The sequence below is a fragment of the Bosea vestrisii genome (assembly GCF_030144325.1).
In the GTDB taxonomy this organism is placed as follows: Bacteria; Pseudomonadota; Alphaproteobacteria; order Rhizobiales; family Beijerinckiaceae; genus Allobosea; species Allobosea vestrisii_A.
The window spans coordinates 4,069,314-4,091,701 of sequence record NZ_CP126307.1 but is presented as its reverse complement, the minus strand read 5'-3'; the positions used below and the strand labels follow the sequence as shown (position 1 = coordinate 4,091,701).

Annotated in this window: 21 protein-coding genes and 1 pseudogene; 6 read left to right on the top strand and 16 right to left on the bottom strand. The window is 65.6% G+C overall.

Features of this window, described 5'->3' with window-relative positions; translation table 11 throughout:
* Positions 1-3: 3 nt before the first annotated feature.
* Together QO058_RS20135 and QO058_RS20130 are read right to left on the bottom strand one after the other, a co-directional pair.
* Positions 4-1,353, bottom strand: a complete 1,350-nt coding sequence (locus QO058_RS20135) for a dihydroorotase (RefSeq protein ID WP_284168034.1) — start codon at positions 1,351-1,353, stop codon at positions 4-6.
* Between the two features lie 44 nt (positions 1,354-1,397).
* Positions 1,398-2,495 carry a DUF917 domain-containing protein gene (locus QO058_RS20130; RefSeq protein ID WP_284168033.1) on the bottom strand — a complete coding sequence of 366 codons (1,098 nt, stop codon included), beginning with the start codon at positions 2,493-2,495 and terminating at the stop codon, positions 1,398-1,400.
* Between the two features lie 118 nt (positions 2,496-2,613).
* Here QO058_RS20130 and QO058_RS20125 point away from each other — a divergent pair, with 118 nt between their 5' ends.
* The 5 genes from QO058_RS20125 (at position 2,614) to QO058_RS20105 (ending at position 6,678) form a co-directional block, all read left to right on the top strand.
* Positions 2,614-3,534, top strand: coding sequence for a LysR family transcriptional regulator (locus QO058_RS20125; RefSeq protein WP_284168032.1), 921 nt, complete (start codon positions 2,614-2,616; stop codon positions 3,532-3,534).
* Between the two features lie 146 nt (positions 3,535-3,680).
* The gene (locus QO058_RS20120; protein ID WP_284168031.1) at positions 3,681-4,556 is read left to right on the top strand and encodes a substrate-binding periplasmic protein; all 876 of its coding nucleotides are present in this window, start codon (positions 3,681-3,683) and stop codon (positions 4,554-4,556) included.
* The gene (locus QO058_RS20115; protein ID WP_284168030.1) at positions 4,553-5,320 is read left to right on the top strand and encodes an amino acid ABC transporter ATP-binding protein; all 768 of its coding nucleotides are present in this window, start codon (positions 4,553-4,555) and stop codon (positions 5,318-5,320) included. Before QO058_RS20120 ends, QO058_RS20115 begins: the two co-directional genes overlap by 4 nt.
* A 9-nt stretch (positions 5,321-5,329) precedes the next feature.
* Positions 5,330-6,004 (top strand): amino acid ABC transporter permease, encoded by a 675-nt coding sequence (locus tag QO058_RS20110; protein WP_284168029.1) that lies wholly within the window; start codon positions 5,330-5,332, stop codon positions 6,002-6,004.
* Positions 6,004-6,678 carry an amino acid ABC transporter permease gene (locus tag QO058_RS20105; protein WP_284168028.1) on the top strand — a complete coding sequence of 225 codons (675 nt, stop codon included), beginning with the start codon at positions 6,004-6,006 and terminating at the stop codon, positions 6,676-6,678. Before QO058_RS20110 ends, QO058_RS20105 begins: the two co-directional genes overlap by 1 nt.
* Positions 6,679-6,693: 15 nt before the next feature.
* On the opposite strand, the gene QO058_RS20100 is transcribed toward QO058_RS20105, so the two are convergent.
* Positions 6,694-7,545, bottom strand: a complete 852-nt coding sequence (locus tag QO058_RS20100) for an NHL repeat-containing protein (RefSeq protein WP_284168027.1) — start codon at positions 7,543-7,545, stop codon at positions 6,694-6,696.
* Positions 7,546-7,619: 74 nt separating this feature from the next.
* Between QO058_RS20100 and hydA the strand changes: the two genes are divergently transcribed.
* Entirely contained in the window at positions 7,620-9,062 is a 1,443-nt protein-coding gene (gene hydA / locus QO058_RS20095; RefSeq protein ID WP_284168026.1) for a dihydropyrimidinase, read from the top strand.
* Positions 9,063-9,081: 19 nt separating this feature from the next.
* Here the strand turns inward: hydA and QO058_RS20090 are convergent, their stop codons facing one another.
* From QO058_RS20090 to QO058_RS20035, 13 genes and pseudogenes are all read right to left on the bottom strand, one after another.
* The gene (locus tag QO058_RS20090; RefSeq protein ID WP_284168025.1) at positions 9,082-10,044 is read right to left on the bottom strand and encodes an N-carbamoyl-D-amino-acid hydrolase; all 963 of its coding nucleotides are present in this window, start codon (positions 10,042-10,044) and stop codon (positions 9,082-9,084) included.
* A gap of 283 nt (positions 10,045-10,327) precedes the next feature.
* The gene (locus QO058_RS20085) at positions 10,328-11,215 is read right to left on the bottom strand and encodes an NAD-dependent epimerase/dehydratase family protein (RefSeq protein ID WP_284168024.1); all 888 of its coding nucleotides are present in this window, start codon (positions 11,213-11,215) and stop codon (positions 10,328-10,330) included.
* Positions 11,216-11,254: 39 nt separating this feature from the next.
* Positions 11,255-11,995 carry a FadR/GntR family transcriptional regulator gene (locus QO058_RS20080; protein WP_284168023.1) on the bottom strand — a complete coding sequence of 247 codons (741 nt, stop codon included), beginning with the start codon at positions 11,993-11,995 and terminating at the stop codon, positions 11,255-11,257.
* A 102-nt stretch (positions 11,996-12,097) separates the two neighbouring features.
* Positions 12,098-13,294, bottom strand: coding sequence for a multiple monosaccharide ABC transporter permease (gene mmsB / locus QO058_RS20075; protein WP_284168022.1), 1,197 nt, complete (start codon positions 13,292-13,294; stop codon positions 12,098-12,100).
* Positions 13,294-14,775, bottom strand: a complete 1,482-nt coding sequence (gene mmsA / locus QO058_RS20070; RefSeq protein ID WP_347975455.1) for a multiple monosaccharide ABC transporter ATP-binding protein — start codon at positions 14,773-14,775, stop codon at positions 13,294-13,296. Before mmsA ends, mmsB begins: the two co-directional genes overlap by 1 nt.
* A gap of 143 nt (positions 14,776-14,918) precedes the next feature.
* A complete protein-coding gene (gene chvE / locus QO058_RS20065) occupies positions 14,919-15,980 on the bottom strand; it encodes a multiple monosaccharide ABC transporter substrate-binding protein (RefSeq protein WP_284168021.1) in 1,062 nt (353 codons plus the stop codon).
* A 205-nt stretch (positions 15,981-16,185) separates the two neighbouring features.
* Positions 16,186-17,214: an ArsR/SmtB family transcription factor gene (locus QO058_RS20060; RefSeq protein WP_284168020.1), complete on the bottom strand. Its 1,029-nt coding sequence runs from the start codon at positions 17,212-17,214 to the stop codon at positions 16,186-16,188.
* An 18-nt stretch (positions 17,215-17,232) separates the two neighbouring features.
* On the bottom strand, positions 17,233-18,768 hold the full coding sequence (arfA, locus tag QO058_RS20055) for an arabinosylfuranosidase ArfA (protein WP_284168019.1): 1,536 nt from the start codon (positions 18,766-18,768) through the stop codon (positions 17,233-17,235).
* Positions 18,765-19,609: pseudogene (locus QO058_RS20050) on the bottom strand (ABC transporter ATP-binding protein). Before QO058_RS20050 ends, arfA begins: the two are co-directional and overlap by 4 nt.
* Entirely contained in the window at positions 19,606-20,241 is a 636-nt protein-coding gene (locus QO058_RS20045; RefSeq protein ID WP_432212071.1) for an ABC transporter ATP-binding protein, read from the bottom strand. Before QO058_RS20045 ends, QO058_RS20050 begins: the two are co-directional and overlap by 4 nt.
* The gene (locus QO058_RS31475) at positions 20,184-20,498 is read right to left on the bottom strand and encodes an ATP-binding cassette domain-containing protein (protein ID WP_432211957.1); all 315 of its coding nucleotides are present in this window, start codon (positions 20,496-20,498) and stop codon (positions 20,184-20,186) included. Before QO058_RS31475 ends, QO058_RS20045 begins: the two co-directional genes overlap by 58 nt.
* Complete coding sequence (locus QO058_RS20040; protein ID WP_284168018.1) at positions 20,495-21,358, bottom strand: ABC transporter permease; 864 nt, start codon at positions 21,356-21,358, stop codon at positions 20,495-20,497. Before QO058_RS20040 ends, QO058_RS31475 begins: the two co-directional genes overlap by 4 nt.
* Positions 21,358-22,362 carry an ABC transporter permease gene (locus QO058_RS20035; protein WP_284168017.1) on the bottom strand — a complete coding sequence of 335 codons (1,005 nt, stop codon included), beginning with the start codon at positions 22,360-22,362 and terminating at the stop codon, positions 21,358-21,360. The genes QO058_RS20040 and QO058_RS20035 overlap by 1 nt, the downstream gene beginning before the upstream one ends.
* Positions 22,363-22,388: the final 26 nt, after the last annotated feature.

Below are 22,388 nucleotides of genomic sequence, written 5' to 3'. Positions count from 1 at the left end.
GCTTCAGGCCGCAGGGCGCAGGAAGCGGCCGTCGCCGGCCTTGTTGCGGATCTGCTCACCGTCCCAGGCGAGCTGGCCGCGAACATAGGTCGCCGCGACCCGGACGCGGAACTCGCGGCCCTCCATCGAGCTCCATTTCACCGCCGCCAGGCTCTTGCTCGGATCATGGATGAAGCGGCCCGGCTCCAGCACGGTGATGTCGGCATCGGCGCCGGCTTCGAGCCGGCCCTTGTCGGCGAGCAGGAAGGCCTTGGCAGGGCCCTCGCAGAGCTGCTTGACCACGATGGTCGGCGAGAGCCCGTGCTCCTCGCAACCGGTCCAGAGTGCCGGCAGCAGCGTCTCGATGCCCGGCCCACCCGAGGTGTTCTTGAAGATGTTGGGATCGCCCTTCTTCTCCAGCCCCCAGGACACGTGGTCCGAGGAGATGAAGTCGCAATGGCCGGCGGCGAGATGGCTCCAGAGCAGATCGCTCTCGGCCTTCGGCCGGATCGGCGGGTAGTGCTTGATCTTGGCGCCGAAGCGCGGCCCGTGCTCCTCGGCATTGAGCATGAAATACTGCACGCAGCTTTCCGCCGTCACCTTGTAGCCGGCCTGCTTGTAGAGGTTGCGGATCTCGAAGCCGCGTGAGGTCGAAACGTGCACGGCGTGCGCGCGTGCGCCGGTCTCGGCGCCGATCTCGTAGATGCGAGCGGTGGCGAGGTTCTCGACCAGCGGCGTGTGAGCGCGCAGGAAGGCGTCCTGCCCGGTATCGCCGGCCTCGGTCAGCCGGGCGATGTTGCGGCGCGTGATCTCCTGGTCCTGGTTGTGCACGCCGCAGAGCAGCCCGGTCGGCGCGATCAGCTTGAAGGCTTCGTAGATCGTGTCGTCGCCGATGCGCGGGAAGCGGGTCGCATTGGCCTCGAAGGTCGAGAACTTGAAGGCGCAGGCACCGGCCTCGACCAGGCCCGGAATGGCGTGGAGCCCGTTCTCGATCGTGATCGTCGCATAGAGCGCGACGTCGACATGAGCGTCGCGCTCGACCACCGCGACCTTCTCGTTGAAGAGCCTGGCGCTGGTGACCGGCTCCGGCTCGTCATAGGGCATGTCGACCATGACGGTGACGCCGCCGGCAGCCGCGGCGCGCGAGCACATGCCGATGCCCTCATGGTTGGCCTGGCTGCCGGAATGGACCTGCCCGTCGATGACGCCCGGAATGATCCATTGGCCGCGGAAGTCCTGCGTCTCGCGCGCCGAAGGCGGCGTGCCCGCCCCGACCGCGCCGATCTTGCCAGCGGTGACGGCGACGTAGCCGTCCTCGATGACCCGGTCGGACAGCACGACATTGCCGCGGAGGACGAGATCGAAATCGCTCATGGTCAGGATATCCCGGTTGAACCTGCGGGGTGGACGATTGCCGACTAGATGTCGCGGCCGAGCGCGTAGTCGGTGAAGTTCATGCCGAGCGCCTTCTCGACGATCGGATAGACGCTGGGATCGGTCACGCTCGAGCTCAACGGGATCTTGTCCTTGGGCACGCGCAGGACGGACAGAACCATGCCTTCGCGGACATGGCCGGCGCTGACCGGCTGCCCGTCCTCACCGAGCGTGGTGATGACGTCGGGGAAGCAGGCGTGGCGCGCGCCATCGCGATCGGTCACCGCCATGTACTCGTTCATGACGTGGATGATGCGCGCGGCCGCGCCGGTTCCGACCTCGATCGTGCCGATGTCGAAGGCCTCGTTGGTGTAGCGGACATCTTTCTTCGCGACCGGCCCATGCGCGATGATCGAGCCGCCGGTCTGATCGCAGATCGCGTCGATCACCGCCGTCCCGCCCTTCGGCTGCGCCGAGAGGATGCGCTCGCCCAGGGCCAGGGCCATCGAGATGCCGCCGAGCGCGGCGTTCTTGCGGACATAGGCCGCCGAGACCGGGTTGCGGCAGGAGGCGATGAAGCCGCCCGACATGTCCGAGGCCGTGCGCAGGATCGGCGAGACCTTCGCCGTGGCGCCGCGCGTCACCAGCTCGATGTACTGGTTCTTGGCGCGGTTGCCCCCGACCGCGACCTGGATCGTCGCCTCGGGGCTGTTGGCGAGGCCGATCGAGCCCATATCGCCGGTGGGATGGGCGCGGATGTCGCCGACCGCGTCCACCACCTTCACCCCGAGGATGGCGCTCGGCAGCCAGGCGTTCAGCGTGCTCGACATGCCGTTCTGGCCGATGATCAGGCCATAGATCGGCTTGCCGAGCGCTTCCTGCAGCAGCTGGACGGCCTTGACGTAGTCGACGCCCCACATCTCCCACTCGGTCGTGCCGGCGGGCGCGCCGATGGCGGCGGCGGTCGCGATGATCGCGTCGTCGGGAATCTCGTCCATGGTGACGAGCTCCGGTCGGCCGGTGTTGACAGCGGCGGTGCCGAGCATGCGGCCATGATCCGCCCAGCCGCCACCGCCGGCGGCGAAGACCGAGCCGCCGGCCACGGCAGCCTCGACATCCTTCATCGTCAGAAAGCGCCTCATCGGCCAGCCTCGTCCCGTATCGCATGCCGGTCGTTGCCGGTGCGGGCCGAGCTTAGAGCGCTATGCGCGAAATGAATCATGCTTATTATGCGGCCAACCATAATCGGATGTTATCGCCATGCGCCTCAATCTTCGGCAGATCGAAGTCTTCCGGGCCATCATGCTCACCGGCTCGATCAGCGGCGCGGCACGCCTGCTCTCGGTGTCCCAGCCAGCGATCAGCCGCCTGCTCGCCTATACGGAGGACCGGCTGGCGCTGCGCCTGTTCGAGCGTGTGCGCGGCCGGGTCCAGCCGACGCCGGAAGCGCGCCGGCTGTTTCAGGAGGTCGACCAGGTTCATCAGGGCGTGGTCCGGGTCAACGAGCTCGCCGAGGAATTGCGCGAGCGCGGCACCGGCTCGGTACGGATCGTCGCGAGCCCGAGCGTCGGCCAGGCGCTGGTCCCCGACGCCATCGCCCGCGTGCGCGAGCGCTTCCCGGATCTGCGGGTCGAGTTCGAGGTGCTCACTTTGCTCGAGATCGTCGCCAAGATCGTCAGCGGCCGGGCCGACCTCGGCGTGTCGATCCTGCCGATCGACGAGCCGACGCTCGACATGGAGGTGCTGACCGAGGGGCGCCTGATGGTCATCATGCCGCGCGACCACGAGCTCGCGCGGCTGCGTGTCGTCCGGCCGGCCGATTTGGCGCCTTACCCGCTGATCGGCTTCGGCCCACAGACGCCCTATGGCGACGTGGTCGGCCGGGCTCTGAAGTCCGTACCACTGCGCATCAATACCGTGGTCCGCTTCACCCCCGTCGCCTGCGCCATGGTGCGGGCCGGCGCCGGCATCGCGGTCGTCGATGAGTTCGTGCTGCGCGGGCGAACCTGGCCGGAACTGGTCTCGCGCCCACTCGCGCCGAAAACCAGGGTTCGCGCGCACCTGCTGACGCCGCGCTTTGAGCCGCTATCGCGGACGGCGAACGCTTTCGTCGACATTCTACGCGGACTGGTCCCGCCGCTCCCCAGCAGCAAGGAGCCCGAAGCGGCCGAAAAGGCTTAACACCGTGTTATAGGTGGCCGACAATAAATGATTGGCTTGGCATGATTTTGCCCTGTTAGGCTCCGCTCCAGACGTGGCCGGATTGTTGCAAGAACAGGGGTGCGACAGTCGCGGCGTAGCCGTCACTCGGAACGGGAGCGGGATTCATGAAGCTGAAGTCGATCAAGCCGGCGCGGATCGCGCTCGCGAGCACCGCGTTGGCGGCTTTTCTGGCGATGCCGGCGATGGCACAGGACGCCGACCACCCGAAGACCGAAAAGCTGAAGGTCGCCTGCGACCTCGGTTTCGCGCCATTCTGCTTCAAGACATCGACCGGCGAGACGACGGGCTTCACCTATGACATGTCGGCAGCACTCGCCCAGAAGCTCGGCCGGCCGGGCGTCGAGGTCACGGATTCGAACTTCTCGGCGATCTTCGCCGGCCTGTTCTCCAAGCGCTACGAGATGATCCCGGCCCCCACCAACATCACGACCGAGCGCGCGGCGCAGATGCTGTTCTCCGAGCCTTATATGCCGACGGGCCTCGGCTTCCTCGTCAAGAAGGGCGGCAAGATCGCCAATGTCGAAGAGCTGAAGGGCAAGGCGCTGAGCGTCAACAACGGCTCGATCTCGGATAAGTGGCTGACGGACAACGAGGCCAAATACGGCTTCACCATCCAGCGCTACAACAAGAACGCCGACGCCGTGCAGGCGGTCATGATAGGCCGCGCCTTCGCCAATGTCGCCGATGCGCCGGTCTCGCGCTACGTCTCCACCCAGACGCCGACAGCGGAAGTCGCCTATGTGCTCGACGGCGGCCGGAACTTCGGCATCGCCTTCCGCAAGGAGGACACCGCCTTTCGCGCCCAGGTCGAGGCGGCGCTGGAATGCATCAAGGCCGACGGCACGCTCGCGAAGATCCACGAGAAATGGTTCGGCGTGAAGCCGGATGCCGCCTCCTCGACGACGAAGGTCTATCCAGGCATCGGCGCGCCCGACTTCGAGGGCTATGACGCGACCCCGCACAAGGCAGAGTGCAAGTGAGCGCACAGCCCGCAAGGACGGCCGCGCCCTCCGAGACGATCGTTTCGATCGAGGGACTGCGCAAGAGCTTCGGCGAGATCGAGGTTCTGCGCGGGGTCGACCTTCGGGTCGGCAATGGCGAGGCCGTCGTGATCGTCGGCTCCTCCGGTTCGGGCAAGAGTACCTGTCTGCGCTGCATCAACCGGCTCGAGGAGCCCACAGCGGGCACGATCCGCGTCGGCGGGCAGGAGGTTACCGGTCCGAAGGTGGATCTCAACCTCCTGCGCCGCCGGATCGGCATGGTCTTCCAGGGCATCCATCTCTACCCGCACAAGACGGCGCTCGGGAACGTGACGCTGGCGCTGCGCAAGGTCGTCGGCCTCGGCAAGGAGGAGGCGGAGCGCAAGGCCAGGCATCACCTCGAAGTGGTCGGCCTGGCGCAGAAGGCCGATTCCTATCCGGCCGAGCTTTCCGGCGGTCAGCAGCAGCGCGTCGGCATCGCCCGCGCCATGGCGCTGGAACCGCAGGTCATGCTCTTCGACGAGCCGACCTCGGCGCTCGACCCCGAGCTCGTCGGCGAGGTGCTCAACGTTATGGTCCGCACCAAGGAAATGGGCATGACCATGATCGTGGTGACCCACGAGATGAAGTTCGCCCGCGATGTCGCCGACCGCGTCGTCTTCATGGACCATGGCGCGATCCTGGCCGAGGGCACGCCGCAGGAGATCCTGATCAACCCGCAGCACCAGCGCATCCGCGACTTCGTGATGCGCTCGCACAGCTGACGGCGTTACATGGACCAGATCGTCCGCTACTTCTTCGATTTCCAGCTGATGTCGGCCTATTGGCCCGACATCCTGCGCGGCTTCCTCATCACCGTTCAGATGTCGATCCTGACTGTCGTGATCGGCATCCCGCTCGGCCTCGCCCTTGCTGTCCTGCGGCTCTATGGCATCCGGCCGCTGAACTGGCTGATCATCTTCTACATCGATTTCTTCCGCTCGATCCCGCAACTCGTCCTGATCGTGCTGGCCTATTTCGCCCTGCCTTATTTCGGGCTGGTGCTGGAGCCTTTCACCGCGACGGTGCTGGCGCTCGCGATCGTGCTCTCGGCCTTCGCCGAGGAGATCTTCTGGGCCGGCATCAACGCCGTGTCGAAGGGGCAATGGGAAGCCGGCCGCTCGACCGGCCTGAGCTTCACCAAGACGCTCGCCTACATCATCCTGCCGCAGGTCGTGCGCATCTCGATCCCGCCGCTGACAAACCGCGCCATCGGCATCAGCAAGGGCACGACGCTGGGCTCCGTCGTGGCCGTGCCCGAGCTGCTGAACGTAACGTCGAGCATCCAGTCCAACGTCGCCAATCCGACTGCGCTGACCGTCGGCGCGCTGCTCTTCCTGCTGCTGTTCCTGCCCTTTGTGCGCTTCACGCGCTGGCTGGAAAAAGCCTACTCGCATCCGAGGTCATGATGGACGATCTCGTCACGACCTTCTTCAATCTCGACGTGCTCAGGCAGGTCTGGCCGCTGCTCCTGCAGGGCTTCTGGATGACGCTGGCGCTTGCCGCCGTCGCCGTGCCGCTCTCGGTGCTCGCCGGCGTCGCCATCGCCATGGCGCAGGATGTGCCGAGCCGGCTGCTGCGCTTCCTGCTCATCGCCTATGTCGACGTGATGCGCGCCATCCCGCCGCTGGTGCTGCTGATCTTCATCTTCTTCGGCCTGCCCTTCCTGGGCTTGAAGCTCAACGAATTCACCGCGGCCGTGCTGGCGCTGACGCTGAACGGCTCGAGCTACTTTGCCGAGATCTTCCGGGCCGGCATCGAATCCGTGGCGAAAGGCCAGCGCGAAGCGGCACGATCGACGGGGTTGAGCTGGTATCAGAGCATGGTCCATGTCGTCGTGCCGCAGGGCACGCGCAATGTGCTGCCCGACCTGATCAGCAACACGGTCGAGCTGGTGAAGCAGACCTCGATCGCGTCGGCCGTCGCCTTGCAGGAATTGCTGCGCTCGGCCCAGCTCGCCCAGGGGCTGCTCTACAATCCAACGCCGCTGATCGCGGTGGCGCTCGTCTACTTCCTGATGTTCTGGCCCTTCGTGCGCCTGGTCTCCCGCCTGCAGAACCGCACCGCCATCTCGGCCGCCTGATGCCGGCCCGTCGCGCTATGGCGTGACGGGGAAGAGCCGCGTGATGCGGTTGGGATTGGTCTCGGCGAGGAAGATGTCGCCGGAGGCGCCGAGCCAGAGACCGTGCGCCCCGTTGAGGACGGGCCGGCAGCGACCTAGCAAGGCGCCGTCGGGCGAGAGCAGGCTGAGCGTCGGGATCGAATCGCAGACATGAATCCGGTCATCCGCATCGGCGACGACATCCTGGGGACGCAGAAAGGCGTCCCATACCGCCAGCAACCGGCCATCGGCCGTGAAGCTCTGGACGCGGCTGTTCTCGCGATCGGCGACGATGACGCGCCCGTCGCTGAGCACGCAGATTCCGTGCGGCGTCAGGAAAGCGCCCGGCGCGGTACCGACCGAACCCCAACTCGCAATCAGGCTGCCGGCCCGATCGAAACGGTGGATGCGGCCATGGCCGTAGCCATCGGCGACATAGAAGCCGCCATCCGGCGCGAAGGCGATGTCGCTGGGGTGATTGAAGGGCGCGCCGGGCCTATGGCTCTCGCCGATCTGTTGCCGCACCTGTCCTTGCGCATCGCAAAACAGGACGCGATGCGCATCCCGGTCGACGATGGCGATCACACCGTCCGGCCCGGTCGTTATCTTGTGGGCATCGAGGCACAGCGTTTCGCCCCAGCTGCGAACGAATGCACCGTCCGCCGACAGGGTAACGACGCAAGGCCCGGCCGGGTCGACGGCGCTGTCGCGGCGCAGCAGGACATGGACGAGCCCGCCCCGGTCGACAGCAAGGTCGGTGATCCGGCCGGGCGTCGGTGGCAGGGCGCCCCAAGGCCGCTCTATGCCGAACAGCCTATCGCCAAGCTGCACACGCAGTTCCGTTTTCATCCTGACCTCGTCGTTATCTGGCGAGTCGCGGGCCGCCATTGCGTCGGTGCCCCGGCCGCTCCGGGAGCAAGACCATGAGCGATTTCGATCTCGTCATCCGCGGCGGAACGGCCGTGACATCCTCCGATATCGGAGCCTTCGATATCGGCGTGAGCGATGGCGTCATCGTCGCGATCGGCGAACGGCTCCCGCGCGGTCGCGAGGAGGTGGACGCGCACGGCCTGCTCGTGCTGCCGGGCGGCGTCGACAGCCATGTCCATCTCGACCAGCCGTTTTCCTCGGGCGCGGACATTGCCGACGGTTTCGACAGCGGCACGGCCTCTGCCGCGGCGGGAGGCACGACCACGGTCATCTGCCATGCGCCTCAGGTCAGGGGCGGCTCGCTGGCTGGCGCCGTCGCCGCCTATGTCGAAAAGGCCAGACAGGCGCGGATCGACCACGCCTTCCATCTCCTGGTCAACGATCCGACGCCGGAGGTGCTCGAGCACGAGCTGCCGGCGCTGGTCGAGGCCGGGCACCGCTCGGTCAAGATCTTCATGACCTATGACAGCAACCGCCTGGGCGACGCGCAGATCCTGCAGACGCTCGCGGCGGCACGCCGCGCGGGCGCCCTCGTCTGCGTCCATGCCGAGCATCACGAGTTGATCGGCTGGCTGACGCAGGCGCTGCTGGATGCCGGCCTGACGGCGCCGCGCCACCTCGCCTGGGCCAAGCCGATGGTGGTCGAGCGCGAGGCAACGCACCGCATCCTGGCGCTGGCCGAAGCGCTGGATACGCCGATCCAGATCTTCCACGTCTCGGGTACGCAGTCGGGCGAGGAGGTGGCGCGGGCGCAGGCGCGCGGGCAGAAGGCCTGGGCCGAGACCTGCACGCAATATCTCGTGCTCGACGAGGCCGACATGGACAGGCCGGGCTTCGAGGGCGCGAAGTTCATGATCTCGCCGGCGCTGCGGTCCGCCGCCGATCGCGAAGCGCTCTGGCAATTCCTCCGTGACGGCGTGATCGACATCGTTTCGTCCGACCATTCGCCGCTGCGCTATGACGATCCGCGCGGCAAGAAGCAGCATGGCGAGACCGCGCCCTTCAACAAGATCCCGAACGGCGTGCCCGGTCTCGCGGCCCGGCTGCCGATCCTCTATTCGGAAGGCGTCGCAAAGGGGCGCATCGACCTGCGCCGCTTCGTCGACCTCGTCGCGACCAACCCGGCGCGGCGTTTCGGGCTGGGCCCGCGCAAGGGCGCGATCGCGCTCGGGGCGGACGCCGACATCGTCCTGCTCGATCCGGAGAAGCGCGTTGAGCTCACCAACGCCCAGCAGCATCACGGCAGCGACTACACGCCCTATGAGGGCATGACGGTCCAGGGCTACCCGACCGCCACCTATCAACGCGGCCGCCTCGTCTTCGACGGTGAGCGCGTGCTTGCCCAGCCGGGAGATGGCCGATTGCTGGCGCGCGGCCCTTACCCCGAGATCGCGCCGACCGGGCATTTCCCGACGCCGTTCGACCCATTCCGGTAAGGCATTCACGCTGGAGCGCTCAGGCGCCCTCCGTCTTTCCAGGGAGAGGCTTGCCAAGCGGGTCGCCGGCGCCGGTGCGCTCCGTCAACAGGCCATAGTGCTCGATGCGGCGATGGCGGGCGAAGTCGAAGATCGTGGCCTTTCCGAAGCGGGTGTCGTCGAGATCGCAGGCGTGGACGAGTACGCCATCTTCCTCATGGTCGAGCTCGCCGACGATCTTGCCGTCAGGCGCCGCGATCAGCGTGCCGCCGATCAGGTGATGGCCGTCCTCGCTGCCGGCCTTGGCGACGGCCACGACCCAGGTTGAATTCTGGTATGCGCCGGCCTGCACCGAGAGGCGGTGATGGAAGAGGCGATCGGCAGCCGTCTCGTTTGCGGATTGCGAGTTGGCTGACGGTGTATTGTAACCGAGCACAACCATCTCGACGCCCTGCAGCCCCATGACGCGATAGGTCTCGGGCCAGCGCCGGTCATTGCAGATCGCCATCCCGAACAGGCCGCCCTCGAACTCCCAGACCGGGAAACCGAGATCGCCAGGCTCGAAGTAGCGCTTCTCGAGATGCTGGTGCGCACGCTCGGGGTCGAATTCGACATGACCCGGGAGATGCACCTTCCGATACTTGCCGACGATCCGGCCGGTGTGATCGACCAGGATCGAGCTGTTGAAATGACGGCCCTGCGGCGTGAGCTCGGCATAACCGAAGCTCATGGCCATGCCGAACTCTCTCGCCTTGTCGAAGAGCGGCTGTGTTTCCAGCCCGGGCATGGCGCGCTCAAACCAATGATCGGCCTCGGCGCGATCCTGATGATACCAGCGCGGGAAGAAGGTGGTCAGCGCGAGCTCCGGGTAGACGATGAAGGTCGCGCCCTGCGCCTTGGCCGTTTCCATGAGCGCGACCATGCGGTCGACGACCTCGTTGCGACTGTCGGCCCGCTGGATCGGGCCCAGTTGAGCGGCAGCGACTGTAACGATGCGTGGCACGGGGCGTTCCTGGTCAAATGACGCCTGAGGCGGCAGGCTGGGCGCGAACCAAGCGCGTTCGAGGCCCGATGCGCCGCCGATGAGCGTGGCTTTCGCCAAGGCTGCCCCTTGGCTGTCTGATGGAGCCAGAGCCTTAGATCGCTCTCTCTCCATTCTTCATATGCTTTGTTTGAGATCGGCTATAATCCGATGTTATGCCCCATGCGCCGTTCGATCGCGCTCATGGTGTGGTCGACCAGGCTCGGCCGACGCTTTGAACAACCGGCCGCGTCTCAGCCGATGATCAAAGATGGGCCCAGACATCATCCTTGGGCCGGTAACCGATCAGCTTCTCGCTCTCGCTGAGATCCCAGGGCATGCCGCGATTGGCCGACATGCCGTTGACGACGATCCCGGGAGCTGGCCAGCCGGCGGCATCCGCCAGCAACGCTCCTTCCATGACCGCGGCGTAATCGCGGTCCGACAGCCACATGTTGCGGAACCAGCGCAGGTCGCGTTCGGCCTCCGCTCCGGCACCGGGCTGTTCGCCGGGTAGTCCGGAGGTATTGAGGGTATGCGGATCATTCGCGCCCGGCTGGCACCAGCCGATGCGCACCGAGACAGACGTGAACCTTCCATCGGACAGGTTGGCCTTGGCGCAGCAGGCGCGCTCGCCCATCAGCTTCGAGGCGCCATAGGCGAAGCCCTGCACGATCTCATGACCATTGAAGAAGCGCGTGCCCGGTCCCGGTGGCAGATCGGTCCGCAAGTCTCCCGGGCCGATCGTGCCGGCAAGCGGCTCGTCCTTGTACTGGCCCATTGTGTGGTTGGAGGAGGCGAAGACGAAGCGCCGCACGCCGGCTGCCACCGCCGCCTCGAGCAGATGCAGCGTCATGTCGAAACCGACGCAGGAATCGCTCCACGGCGCATCCGGCAAAGGATTGCTGGCAGCGAGATGGACGATCGCATCGATGCCCTGAACAGTCTCGCGCCAGCCTGCATCATTCGCGTCGGCGAGGTCGGCCTCGATCGCGATGAGCCGCGGGTCGGACGTAGCGGGCACCGCCAGGCGGTCGACCGCGACGAGACGCTTACACCAGGAACCGGCGAGCAGATGGGTCGTCAGCTTGCGACCGAGATTGCCTCCGGCGCCGGTGATCAGGACGGATTGGATGGCGGCTTGCTGTGTCATCAGGATCCCCGATTGGGAAGGGCGCAGGAAGCGCAGCGGTCAGCGGCCAAACAGCTTGAGCGCGATCTCGATGCTCGGTGCCCTCAGCACTTCCATGCTGGTCCAGCGCGTGCCTTCGATGATGACGATCGTCATCGCGGCGTTCGCTGCGGCGGCGTCGCGCGCGACGATCGCATCGAGAATGTCACGGTGCTGACGCAGCGCCAGGGCGAAGCGCTCGGGATCGTCGACCGGCGCGCTCAGCGCGAAGGCCGCTGCGAGCGCGGTCTCGATGACCGAGCCGATCGAATGCAGGAAGGGATTGCCGGACGCGTCGAGGATGGCGCGGTGGAAGGCGAGATCGGCCGAGGTGAAGCCCTCGCGCGTCTGGTCCGGCGGGCCCATGCGGCGCCAGGCTGCCTCGATCCGGCAGATGTCCTCGTCGCTGCGGCGTAGCGCTGCCGAGGCCGCCGCGAGCGGCTCGAGCGCCTGACGGATGTCGAACAGGTTCTCGAAGAAGGGCGCGTCGGCCCCGCGCTGCAACCGCCAGCTCAGAATGTCGGCGTCGAACATGTTCCAGCGCTTCTCTTCGAGAATGCGCGTGCCGACGCGGGTCTTGGGCTCGACCAACCCTTTCGCGGCGAGCGTCTTGAGCGCTTCGCGCAGGACCGAGCGCGAGACGGAAAAGCGCTCCGTCAGGTCGGCGTCGCCCGGCAAAGTGCTGCCGATCGGATACTGGCCGGCGACGATCCGGCGCCCGATGCCGTGCACGACGAACTCGTGCGCGGAACGGGAGGGCATTGGTGGAGCCAGGGCGGGCTGCGGCGAATTCATGATGCGGGCGCAACTCTTCGCCCGGGCACGCCGGGCAGCACCCGGCCGCCCGTGAGGAGCATCGCAGGATTATTTCTTCTTGTTGTAGACATCGATTGAAACCGCCGCGAGCAGGACCAGGCCCTTGATGACCTGCTGATAGTCGATGCCGATGCCGAGGATCGACATGCCGTTGTTCATCACGCCCATGACCATGGCGCCGATCACCGCGCCGGTGACCTTGCCGACGCCGCCTGACGCCGAGGCGCCGCCGATGAAGCAGGCGGCAATAACGTCGAGCTCGAAGCCGAGGCCCGCCTTCGGCGTCGCGGTGTTGAGGCGCGCGGCAAAGATCAGCCCGGCGAGCCCGGCGAGCACGCCCATGTTGACGAAGGCCAGGAAGGTCAGGCGCTCGGTCTTGATACCCGACAGCCTCGCCGCCTTCTCGTTGCCGCCGAGCGCGTAGATGCGTCGGCCGATCACGGTGCGGTTGGTGACGAAGGCGTAGAGGGCGATCAGCAGGATCATGATCACCAGCACGTTCGGCAGGCCGCGATAGGTCGCCAGCTGATAGCAGAAGGCGACGACCAGCAGTGCCAACAGCGCGTTCTTGGCGGCAAAAAGCGTGAAAGGCGAGGTCTCCACGCCGTGGCGGACCTGGTTGTTGCGGCTGCGCAGGCTGAAATAGACCATGGCGACGACGCAGGCGGTGCCGAGGAAGAGTGCGGTCAGATTGAAGCCTTCCATGCCGAACAGGTCCGGGATGAAGCCGGAGGAGAGCTTCTGGAAGGTCGGCGGGAACGGGCCGACCGACATGCCGCCGAGCAAAGCGAGCGTCAGCCCCTTGAAGACCAGCATGCCGGCGAGCGTGACGATGAAGGACGGTACGTGGAAATAGGCCACCCAATAGCCCTGCGCCGCGCCGATCAGCCCGCCGACGATCAGGCAGATGATGATGGTCGGCACGAAGTGGACGCCGTAGCGCACCATCAGCACCGCGGCGAGGCCGCCGACGAAACCGACCACCGAGCCGACCGAGAGATCGATATGCCCGGCGACGATGACCAGCAGCATGCCGAGCGCCATGATGACGATATAGCTGTTCTGCAGGATCAAATTGGTCAGGTTGAGCGGCTTCAGCAGCGTCCCGTCGGTCATGAACTGGAAGAACAGCATGATCGCCAGGAGCGAGAGCAGCATGCCGTAATCGCGGAAATGCGACTTGATGAAGCTCAGCGAGGACGCACCCTTCGAGCCGCGCACGTCGTCGGTCAGGCTCGTATCCATCAGCGTCTCCCCGATCTCATGATGGCCTGCATGATCTTTTCCTGGGACGCCTGCGCAGCGTCGAGCTCGGCGACGAACGCCCCTTCGTTCATCACATAGATGCGGTCGCACATGCCGAGCAGCTCCGGCATCTCCGAGGAGATCATCAGTACCGCCTTGCCGGCCTCGGCCAGCTGGTTGATGATCGTGTAGATCTCGTATTTGGCGCCGACATCGATGCCGCGTGTCGGCTCGTCAAGGATCAGCACCTGCGGGTCGGCGAAGAGCCATTTGCTCAGCACGACCTTCTGCTGGTTGCCGCCGGACAGGTTGACGGCCTGCTGGTAGACGCTGGGACTGCGGATCCTGAGCTTGGCCCGATAATCGTTGGCGACGGCAAGTTCGCGCATGTCGTCGATCACGCCGCGCTCAGCGACACCAGCCAGATTGGCGAGGGTGATGTTCTTGCGGATGTCCTCATCGAGGACGAGGCCGAGGGATTTGCGATCCTCGGTCGCGTAGGCAAGGCCGCTGGCGATGGCGCGCTCGACCGTGCCGACATCGATCGCCTTGCCGGCGAGCTTCGCCGTGCCGCTGATCTTCTGGCCATAAGAGCGGCCGAACAGGCTCATCGCGAATTCGGTGCGCCCTGCCCCCATCAGTCCGGCGATGCCGACGATCTCGCCGCGGCGGATGCTGAGGTTGACGTTCTTCACCATCTGCCGCTCGGCGTGGATCGGATGGTGCGCGGTCCAGTTCTCGACCTCGAACAGGACTTCGCCGGGATGACTCTCCCGCCTGGGGTAGCGATCGGCCATCTCGCGCCCGACCATGCCCTTGATGATGCGGTCCTCGCTGACCGCCTGCGCGCGGCAGTCGAGCGTCTCTACCGTGGCGCCGTCGCGCAGCACGGTGATCGCGTCGGCGACCTTCGCGATCTCATTGAGCTTGTGCGAGATCAGGATCGAGGAGATGCCCTGTCTCCTGAATTCGAGCAGGAGCTCGAGCAGCGCGTCGCTGTCGCTTTCGTTCAGGCTCGCGGTCGGCTCGTCGAGGATGAGCAGTCTGACTTTCTTCGACAGCGCCTTGGCGATCTCGACGAGCTGCTGCTTGCCGACGCCGAGAGTGGTGACCAGCGTCTCCGGCTTCTCCTTCAGCCCGACCTTGGCGAGCAGCTCCTTGGCACGGGCCGAAACCGCCGACCAGTCGATGACGCCATGGCTCGCCTGCTCGTTGCCGAGGAAGATGTTCTCGGCGATCGAGAGCAGCGGCACCAGGGCAAGCTCCTGGTGGATGATGATGATGCCGAGGGTCTCGCTATCGGCGATGCCACGGAACTGGCGCTCCTGACCGTCGAAATGGATCGCGCCGGAATAGGAGCCGTGCGGATAGACGCCGCTCAACACCTTCATCAGCGTCGACTTGCCGGCGCCGTTCTCACCGACCAGAGCGTGGATCTCGCCTGCCCTGACGGTCAGGTTGACGTTGTCGAGCGCGTGCACGCCCGGAAACGTCTTGGTGATCCCCCCGCATGTCGAGAATCGCTTGCATCAATCCATCCCGCAGCAAGGGAGGCGCGGGCGAGCAGGCGCCCGCGCGGAGATGGCGAATGGATCCGGCGCGGGGCGAGCGCGCCGGGTCGGGCTCACTTCACCTGGTTCTCGGTGTAGTAGCCGCTGGCGATCAGCGTCTCCTTCCAGTTCGACGCGTCGACGCTGACCGGCTTCAGCAGATAGGAGGGCACGGTCTTGACGCCGTTCTCATAGGTCTTGGTGTCGTTCACCTCGACCTCTTTGCCCGAGAGCGAGGCGTCGACCATGTTTGCCGCGATCTTGGCGAGCTCGCGCGTGTCCTTGAACACGGTCGAGGTCTGTTCCTTGTTGAGGATCGACTTGACCGACTGGACCTCGGCATCCTGCCCGGTGATCACCGGCATGGCCTGCTTGCCGCTGCCATAGCCGACGCCCTTGAGCGAGGAGATGATGCCGATGCTCAGGCCGTCATAAGGCGAGAGCACGGCGTCGACCCGCTTGTCGGGGTAGTAGGCGCTGAGCAGGTTGTCCATGCGGGCCTGGGCGACCGCGCCGTCCCAGCGCAGTGTCGAGACCTTGTCCATGCCGAGCTGGCCGCTGCGCACCACGAGCTTGCCGCTCTTGATGTAGGGCTCCAGTACCGACATCGCGCCGTTGTAGAAAAAATAGGCGTTGTTGTCGTCGGGCGAGCCGCCAAAGAGCTCGATATTGAAGGGCCCCTTGCCTTCCTTGAGGCCGAGCGCCTTCTCGATATAGCTCGCCTGCAATACGCCGACCTGGAAATTGTCGAAGGTCGCGTAGTAGTCGACATTCTTGGAATTGCGGATCAGGCGGTCATAGGCGATCACCTTGACCCCCTTGCTCGCGGCCTGCTGCAGCGCATCCGACAGGGTGGTGCCGTCGATGGCGGCGATGACCAGTACCTTGACGCCCTTGGTGATCATGTTCTCGATCTGGGCGAGCTGGTTCGGGATGTCGTCATCCGCGTATTGCAGGTCGACGGCGTAGCCCTTCTCCTTCAGCGACTTCACCATGTTGTCGCCGTCGGCGATCCACCGCGCGGAGGACTTGGTCGGCATCGAGACGCCGATCGTGCCCTTCTGCTGGGCCTGGGCCAGCGGTGCAAAAGCGAAAGCGCCAAGAGCAAGCGCCATCATCCAACGGAGTGCCTTCATGCGTCTTCTCCCAGATTGCTCTGTGGCTCGACTCTTTGGTCGATCAATCCAATTAGTCATATAATATGCCATTGGACGCGGCCATCAGGGCAGAGCCGATCCAGCTTGTCAATCGCGCAAAGTCCGCTTTCGGTCAGCGGCTCGATGTCCGTTCCCGGGCGCCTGCCCGCGCTTGGAACTCCACGCTTTTTGCGGCGACGTAACGTCATAACGCGTGTGGTAGAGCGTCCATGCCGCGCAAATACAGCCGCATCTTGATGTCCTGATTGTGGTTCCCGAAGCCGCGTCCGAAAATATTGACGCCCCCCGGCCGCCCCTCCTTGTCGTCGATGCCGATGCGCAGCCGGATAGAGTGATGACGATCGAGGTCGAGATCCGTGGTCGCGATGTCGCTGAGTTTGCGTTCGCCGAGGAATGTACCGTCGGCCGTGATGCGCCACGTCGTCAGGATGCCGTATTGCGAGCCTTCGAGCTTCCACCAGTGCGGCGTATATGTCCCGCGGCGGTCGCCATAATCACCGGGGCAGGTCCAGGTGCCGACCTTGCGTTCGTTGACCCAGAGGCTGATGTCGGAGGGCCAGTCGGCATTCGTGCCCGGCACCTCCGATGACATCTCCATCTCGAAATCCAAGGCCGTGATCGCCTGGTTCAGTACCTTGGCGTTGTTCGGAAACTTGTATTCGACATAGCCGCGGCCGAACCAGATCAGCGCGGCCTGGACCCGGCGCGGATCGAGGAACAGCTCCGGCACGTCGAGCACGCCGAGAATGCGTTCGGTCGAGCAGAACCCGCAAGGCGCCGAGACGTTCGAGCTGGTATAGAGCCCGAGCGGCATTTCAACCTCGACAATGTTACGGTCGCGGCTCGGATCGTCCGGGTCGAGATTGACGACGATCTCGGAATATCGCGCTGCGCAGATCTTCTGCTGGCCTTTCGCCGCCTTGCCGAGCGAGGTTGAGATCAGCTCAGACTCTTCGAGCACCTGCACATTGGTGGCGATCGTCGACTGCGGCAGGCCCAGCGCCTCAGCGATCTGGTTGATGTTCTTCGGACCCTGCCGGTTGAGCAGTTTCAGGATGCGCAGCCTGACCGGGGAGGCCAGGCCGCGCAGCACCTGATATTGCCGGTCGGCGTTGACGACGAGGAAGCCGAGATCCCGCCGGCCTTCGGCGCGCGACGGCCTGCCGCCATTGCTGCGGCGTCCGCGAGGTGGTGATGGCGGGCTCTCGTTCATCCTGGCGGCGCCGTCCGGTCAGCTTTCGAGCCTGATCACATTCCACGAGGCCGGCTGCAATTCCAGCGTGATGCTGTCCGACGTCGTCGAGACGCCCTTCAGCGTCGCGGGCTTGACCTTGAGCGGCTCCTGCCTGCTGTTGACCGCCGTCAGATCGCTGTGGCGCAGTTCGGTCGCCTCGGTCACCTTGAGCTTGCCGAAGCCGCGCGCATCGACCGTGACGGTGAGCCCGCCTTCCAGGTCGCGGTTGAGCAGGAAGAGCGAGACGCCCTTGTCGTCGGCGACCACCGACGCCTTCAGATAGGGCGCGTCGATCGGATAGAAGAGGTCCTGCTTGCCGCGCGGGTCGAAGTAGCTGGCCTGGTAATTTTCGGATTTGACGATCGCCTTGAGCACAGTGCCGCGCCCGAGACGGCTCATCTGGGCGAAGGGCCAGAAGATCGTCTGACGCCAGGCCGGGCCGCCGGTTTCGGTCATGATCGGCGCGATCACATTGACGAGCTGCGCGAGGCAGGCGGCCTTGACCCGGTCGGCATGGTTGAGGAGTGAGATACAGGCGCCGCCGAAGACCAGCGCGTCCTCCATCGAATAGATCTCCTCGAGAATCGGCGGCGCCACCGGCCAGCCCTCCTTGACGCGGTCGGCCCTGACGCGGCGGGTGCGGTACCAGACGTTCCATTCGTCGAAGCTCAGCATGATGCGCTTGTCGGAACGGCGCCGCGCCGCGACCGCGTCCGAGATCGCCACCACCTCCTCGATGAAGTTGTCCATCAGGTCAGGACTGGCGAGGAAGGCCTTGGTGTCGCCGGCGTAGTTGTTGAAGTAGGTGTGCAGCGAGATGAACTCGACCTGATCGAAGGTGTGCTCCAGCACCTCGTCCTCCCAGCGGCCATAGGTCGGCATGTTGCGGCCCGACGAGCCGCAGGCGGCGAGCTCGATCGACGGGTCGATCCAGCGCATCATCTTCGCCGCCTCATGCGCGACGCGTCCGTATTCCGTCGCGGTCTTGTGCTCCATCTGCCAGGGGCCGTCGACCTCATTGCCGAGGCACCAGAACTTGATGTCGTGCGGCTTCTTCCAGCCATGCTTGATGCGAAGATCCGACCAGGCAGTCCCGCCGGGGTGGTTGCAGTATTCGACGAGATTGCGCGCTGCGTCGCCGTCGCGCGTGCCGAGATTGACGGCGAGCATGGGCTCGATCTTCGCCGCCCGGCACCAGTCCACGAACTCGTTGGTGCCGAAGCTGTTGGGCTCGGTTGTGAACCAGGCGAGGTCGAGCCTGGCAGGCCGGTCCTTGACCGGGCCAACGCCGTCCTCCCAATTGTAGCCGGAGACGAAATTGCCGCCCGGATAGCGCATGATCGTCGGGCCGAGTTCCTTGACCAGCTCGAGCACATCCTTGCGGAAGCCGCGCTTGTCGGCGGTGGGGTGGCCGGGCTCGTAGATGCCGCCATAGACGCAGCGGCCGAGATGCTCGACGAAGGCGCCAAAGAGCCGCGGATCTGTGTCGCCGATGGTGAAGGCGCGGTCGAAGGTGATGCTGGCTTGTCTCATGACGTGACTCCGGGTGTGGCAACGGCTTTGCGTGGATAATCGGCACGAAAGGCCACGGCGCTGTCGGGCGTGAGCACGGCGTCGCGGAGCTGGCGGGAATAGGGATGCGTCGGCGCCAAGAGCACGGCACGCGCCGGCCCCTGCTCAACCACCACGCCCTTCTGCATGATGATCAGCCGGTCGCTGATGTAGTAGGCGGTGGCAAGGTCGTGGGTGATGTAGACGATCGACAGGCCGAGATCGTCGCGCAGGCGCCCGAACAGGTTGACGATCGACATGCGCAGCGAGGCGTCGACCATCGAGACCGGCTCGTCGGCGACGATCAGGCGGGGCTTGGCGACGAGCGCGCGGGCGATCGCGACGCGCTGGAGCTGGCCGCCGGAAAGCTCGTGCGGAAAGCGCCCCCGATCTCGGCCAGCGACAGTCCGACCTGCCTGAGGGCTTCGTCGGCCTGCTCCCCGGCCGCGATCTTGCCCGAGGCACCGCCGAAGCGTTCGGCGGTCATGAACAGATAGCGGTCGAGCTGCTTCAGCGGATTGAACGCCTCGAACGGATTCTGGAAGATCGGCTGGACCTCCGCCATGAAGGCGCGCCGCTCATAGGTCTCGACATCGCGCCCGCCGAGCCGGACCTGGCCGGAGCTCGGCGTATGGATGCCGAGGATCATCCGCGCCAGGGTCGACTTGCCCGAGCCCGACTCGCCGATCACGGTGAAGATCTCCGGCCTGTCCGTATTGAGCGTAAAGCTCACCTCCTTCACGGCCTCGACGCGTTGCGTCGAGAACAGCCCGCCGCGCGAGAAGCTCTTGCTGACCCGGTCGAGCTCGATGAGCGCACTCATGCCGCCATCCCCGGATTGACCGCATGGCAGGCGACGCGATGGCCGGGCAGCGTCTCGACCATGGCCGGCACGGTCGTCGTGCAGACGGGCATGGCGAGCGGGCACCGCGGATGGAAGCGGCAGCCCGGCGGCGGGGCGGCGAGGTTGGGCGGCGTGCCTTCCAGGCCCTCGCGCTGCTCGGTGTCGCCAATGCGCGGCAGGCTCCCGATCAAGTGACGGGTATAGGGATGCAGTGGGCGCGCGAAAATCTCGGGCGTCTCGCCATCCTCGACAAGGCGCCCGGCATACATGATGCCGAGCCGGTCGGTCAGCGCCGCGTGCACGCCCATGTCGTGCGTGATGAACAGCACGCTCGATCCCATCTCCTGCTGGATCGTGCGGATCATGCCCAGCACGTCCTTCTGCACGATCACGTCGAGTGCTGTCGTCGGCTCGTCGGCGATGATGAATTCCGGTTTGCAGATCGTCGCGAGCGCGATTGTGACCCGCTGGCGCATGCCTCCGGACAGCTCGTGCGGATAGGCATCGAGCACGGACGGATCGAGCTTGACGCGTTCCAGATGCGCCGCCGCCCTCAAGTCGAACTCGGCCTGCGCACCACCTCCGGCGGCGCCCGCCCGACCGCCTCCCAGCCCGGCAGGAACGAAAAGCGGGCCGAGCCGCCGACCATTTCGAGCGGCGGCTTCAGCAATCCTGCGATCGTCTTGATCAGCGTCGTCTTGCCCGAGCTGGACTCGCCCGCCAGGCCATAGATCTCGTTGTGGTTCACGTCGAAGGTGACGCCGTCCACCGCCCTGACCTCGCGGTTGACGCCGAAATAATGGGTGCGGAAATGCGCCTGGAGGTCGCGGACCTCGAGCACCGGCACAGGATCGGCCGCGCCGCTCATCGGCTGCCTCCCATCCGGGCCAGACGGCTGCGCGGGTCGATGTATTCGTTCATCGAGACGGCGAGCAGGAAAAGGCCGACGAAGGTCATCACCACGAGCGCGATCGGAAAGGCGATCCACCACCAGATGCCGGCGACCAGCGCCGTGTGCTGGTTGGCCCAGTAGATCATCCCGCCGATGGTCGGCGTGTTGATGTCGGTGAAGCCGAGGACGGCGAGAGTGACCTCGATGCCGATCGACCAGTTCATGTTGTTCATCGTGGTCGAGAACACGATGGGCAGCACGTAAGGCAGATGCTCGCGCGCCAGGATCTCGTGCGTCTTCATGCCCGAGAAGATGCTCGTCTGGGTGAATTCGCGCGTCTTGAGGCTGAGCGCGACCGAGCGGATCAGGCGGGCGTCATAGGCCCAGCCAAGACAGGCCATGATGGTGGCGAGCAGCGGCGTCGACATCGAATCGCGCAGCACGAAGTAGAACAGGATCAGGATCGGGAAGAGCGGGATGATGATGAAGGTGTCGTTGATCGACATCAGCACCCGGTCGATCCAGCCGCCGCTGTAGCCGGCGAGCAGCCCGACCACGAGCGCGATCACCCGCGACAGCGCCGCCACCATGATGCCGAAGAACAGCGTGTTGCGGATCGCCGCCGTGAGCTGCCAGAACACGTCCTGCCCGCGCGAGGTCGTCCCTAGCCAATGGGCGGTGGACGGCGGCAGGTCGGGCGGCACGACATAGACGTCGCCCGCCGGATAGGGCGAGACGACGGAGAGCGCCGCCATCACCACCACGATGGAGACAAGGAACAGCCCGATCCGGAACTCCAGATTATAGCGGATCAGGTCGCGCAGGATCGCCAGCATCAGCGCAACTCCACGCGCGGGTCGATCAGCGGGTAGAGCAGGTCGATGACCAGGACCCCGACCGAGACGGCGATGATCGAGACAGTGGTGACGCCGAGGACGAGGCCGTAATCGCCGGCATAGACCGCATCGACGAGCAGGGTGCCGACGCCGGGATAGCCGAAGACCTTCTCGGTGATCACCGCGCCGTTGAAGATGCCGCCGAGCGACATGGCGAGCCCGGTCACCTGCGGCGCCAGGGCATTGCGCATGACGTAGGAGCCCAGCACCCTTCGGCTGTCGAGCCCGGCCGTCTCGGCATAAACCACGTAATCCTCGGTCACGATGTTCGAGACCAGCGAGCGCATGCCGAGGAACCAGCTGCCGAGCCCGATCAGGATGAGCGAGAGCGCCGGCAGGATCGAATGCCGAGCGACGCTCGAGACGAAGGGCCAGTTCCAGCCCTGCTGCAGGTTCATCGCCGAGCCGCCGGTGATCGGCAGCACCGGCCAGAGGAAGCCGAAGACGATGAGCAGCAACAGCGCGACGATGTAATAGGGGATCGGGTGCACCCCCATGGCGACGACGCCCATCAGCTTCAGCGTGCGGCTGCGCTGGTAATAGCCGGCGAGCCCGCCGAGCAGATTGCCGAGAACCCAGGTGATCAGCGTCGAGACGATCAGCAGCCCCGCCGTCCAGGGCAGCGCCCGGCCGATCAGGGCTGAGACGGGGGTCGGAAAAGCAGAGAGGGAGGGGCCGAAATCGCCGCGCAGGACCCGGCTCCAGAAGGTGACATACTGCTCGGCGAGCGTTCCCTTGAGCCCGTAGAGTTCCTGCAGCGAGGAGCGCATCGCCGCGATCGCATCGGGCGCGGTGCTGCCGAAGGACGTCACCGCCGCGATCGACTGCTCGACCGGATCGATCGGCGAGGCATGGGTGATCACGAAGGCGAGGTTGACGCCGATGAAGACGACCACCACGAACTGGACCAGCCGTTTCGCGAAATAGGCAAAATAGGCGTTCATGCAATCCCGAAAGTTCGACCGGCCCG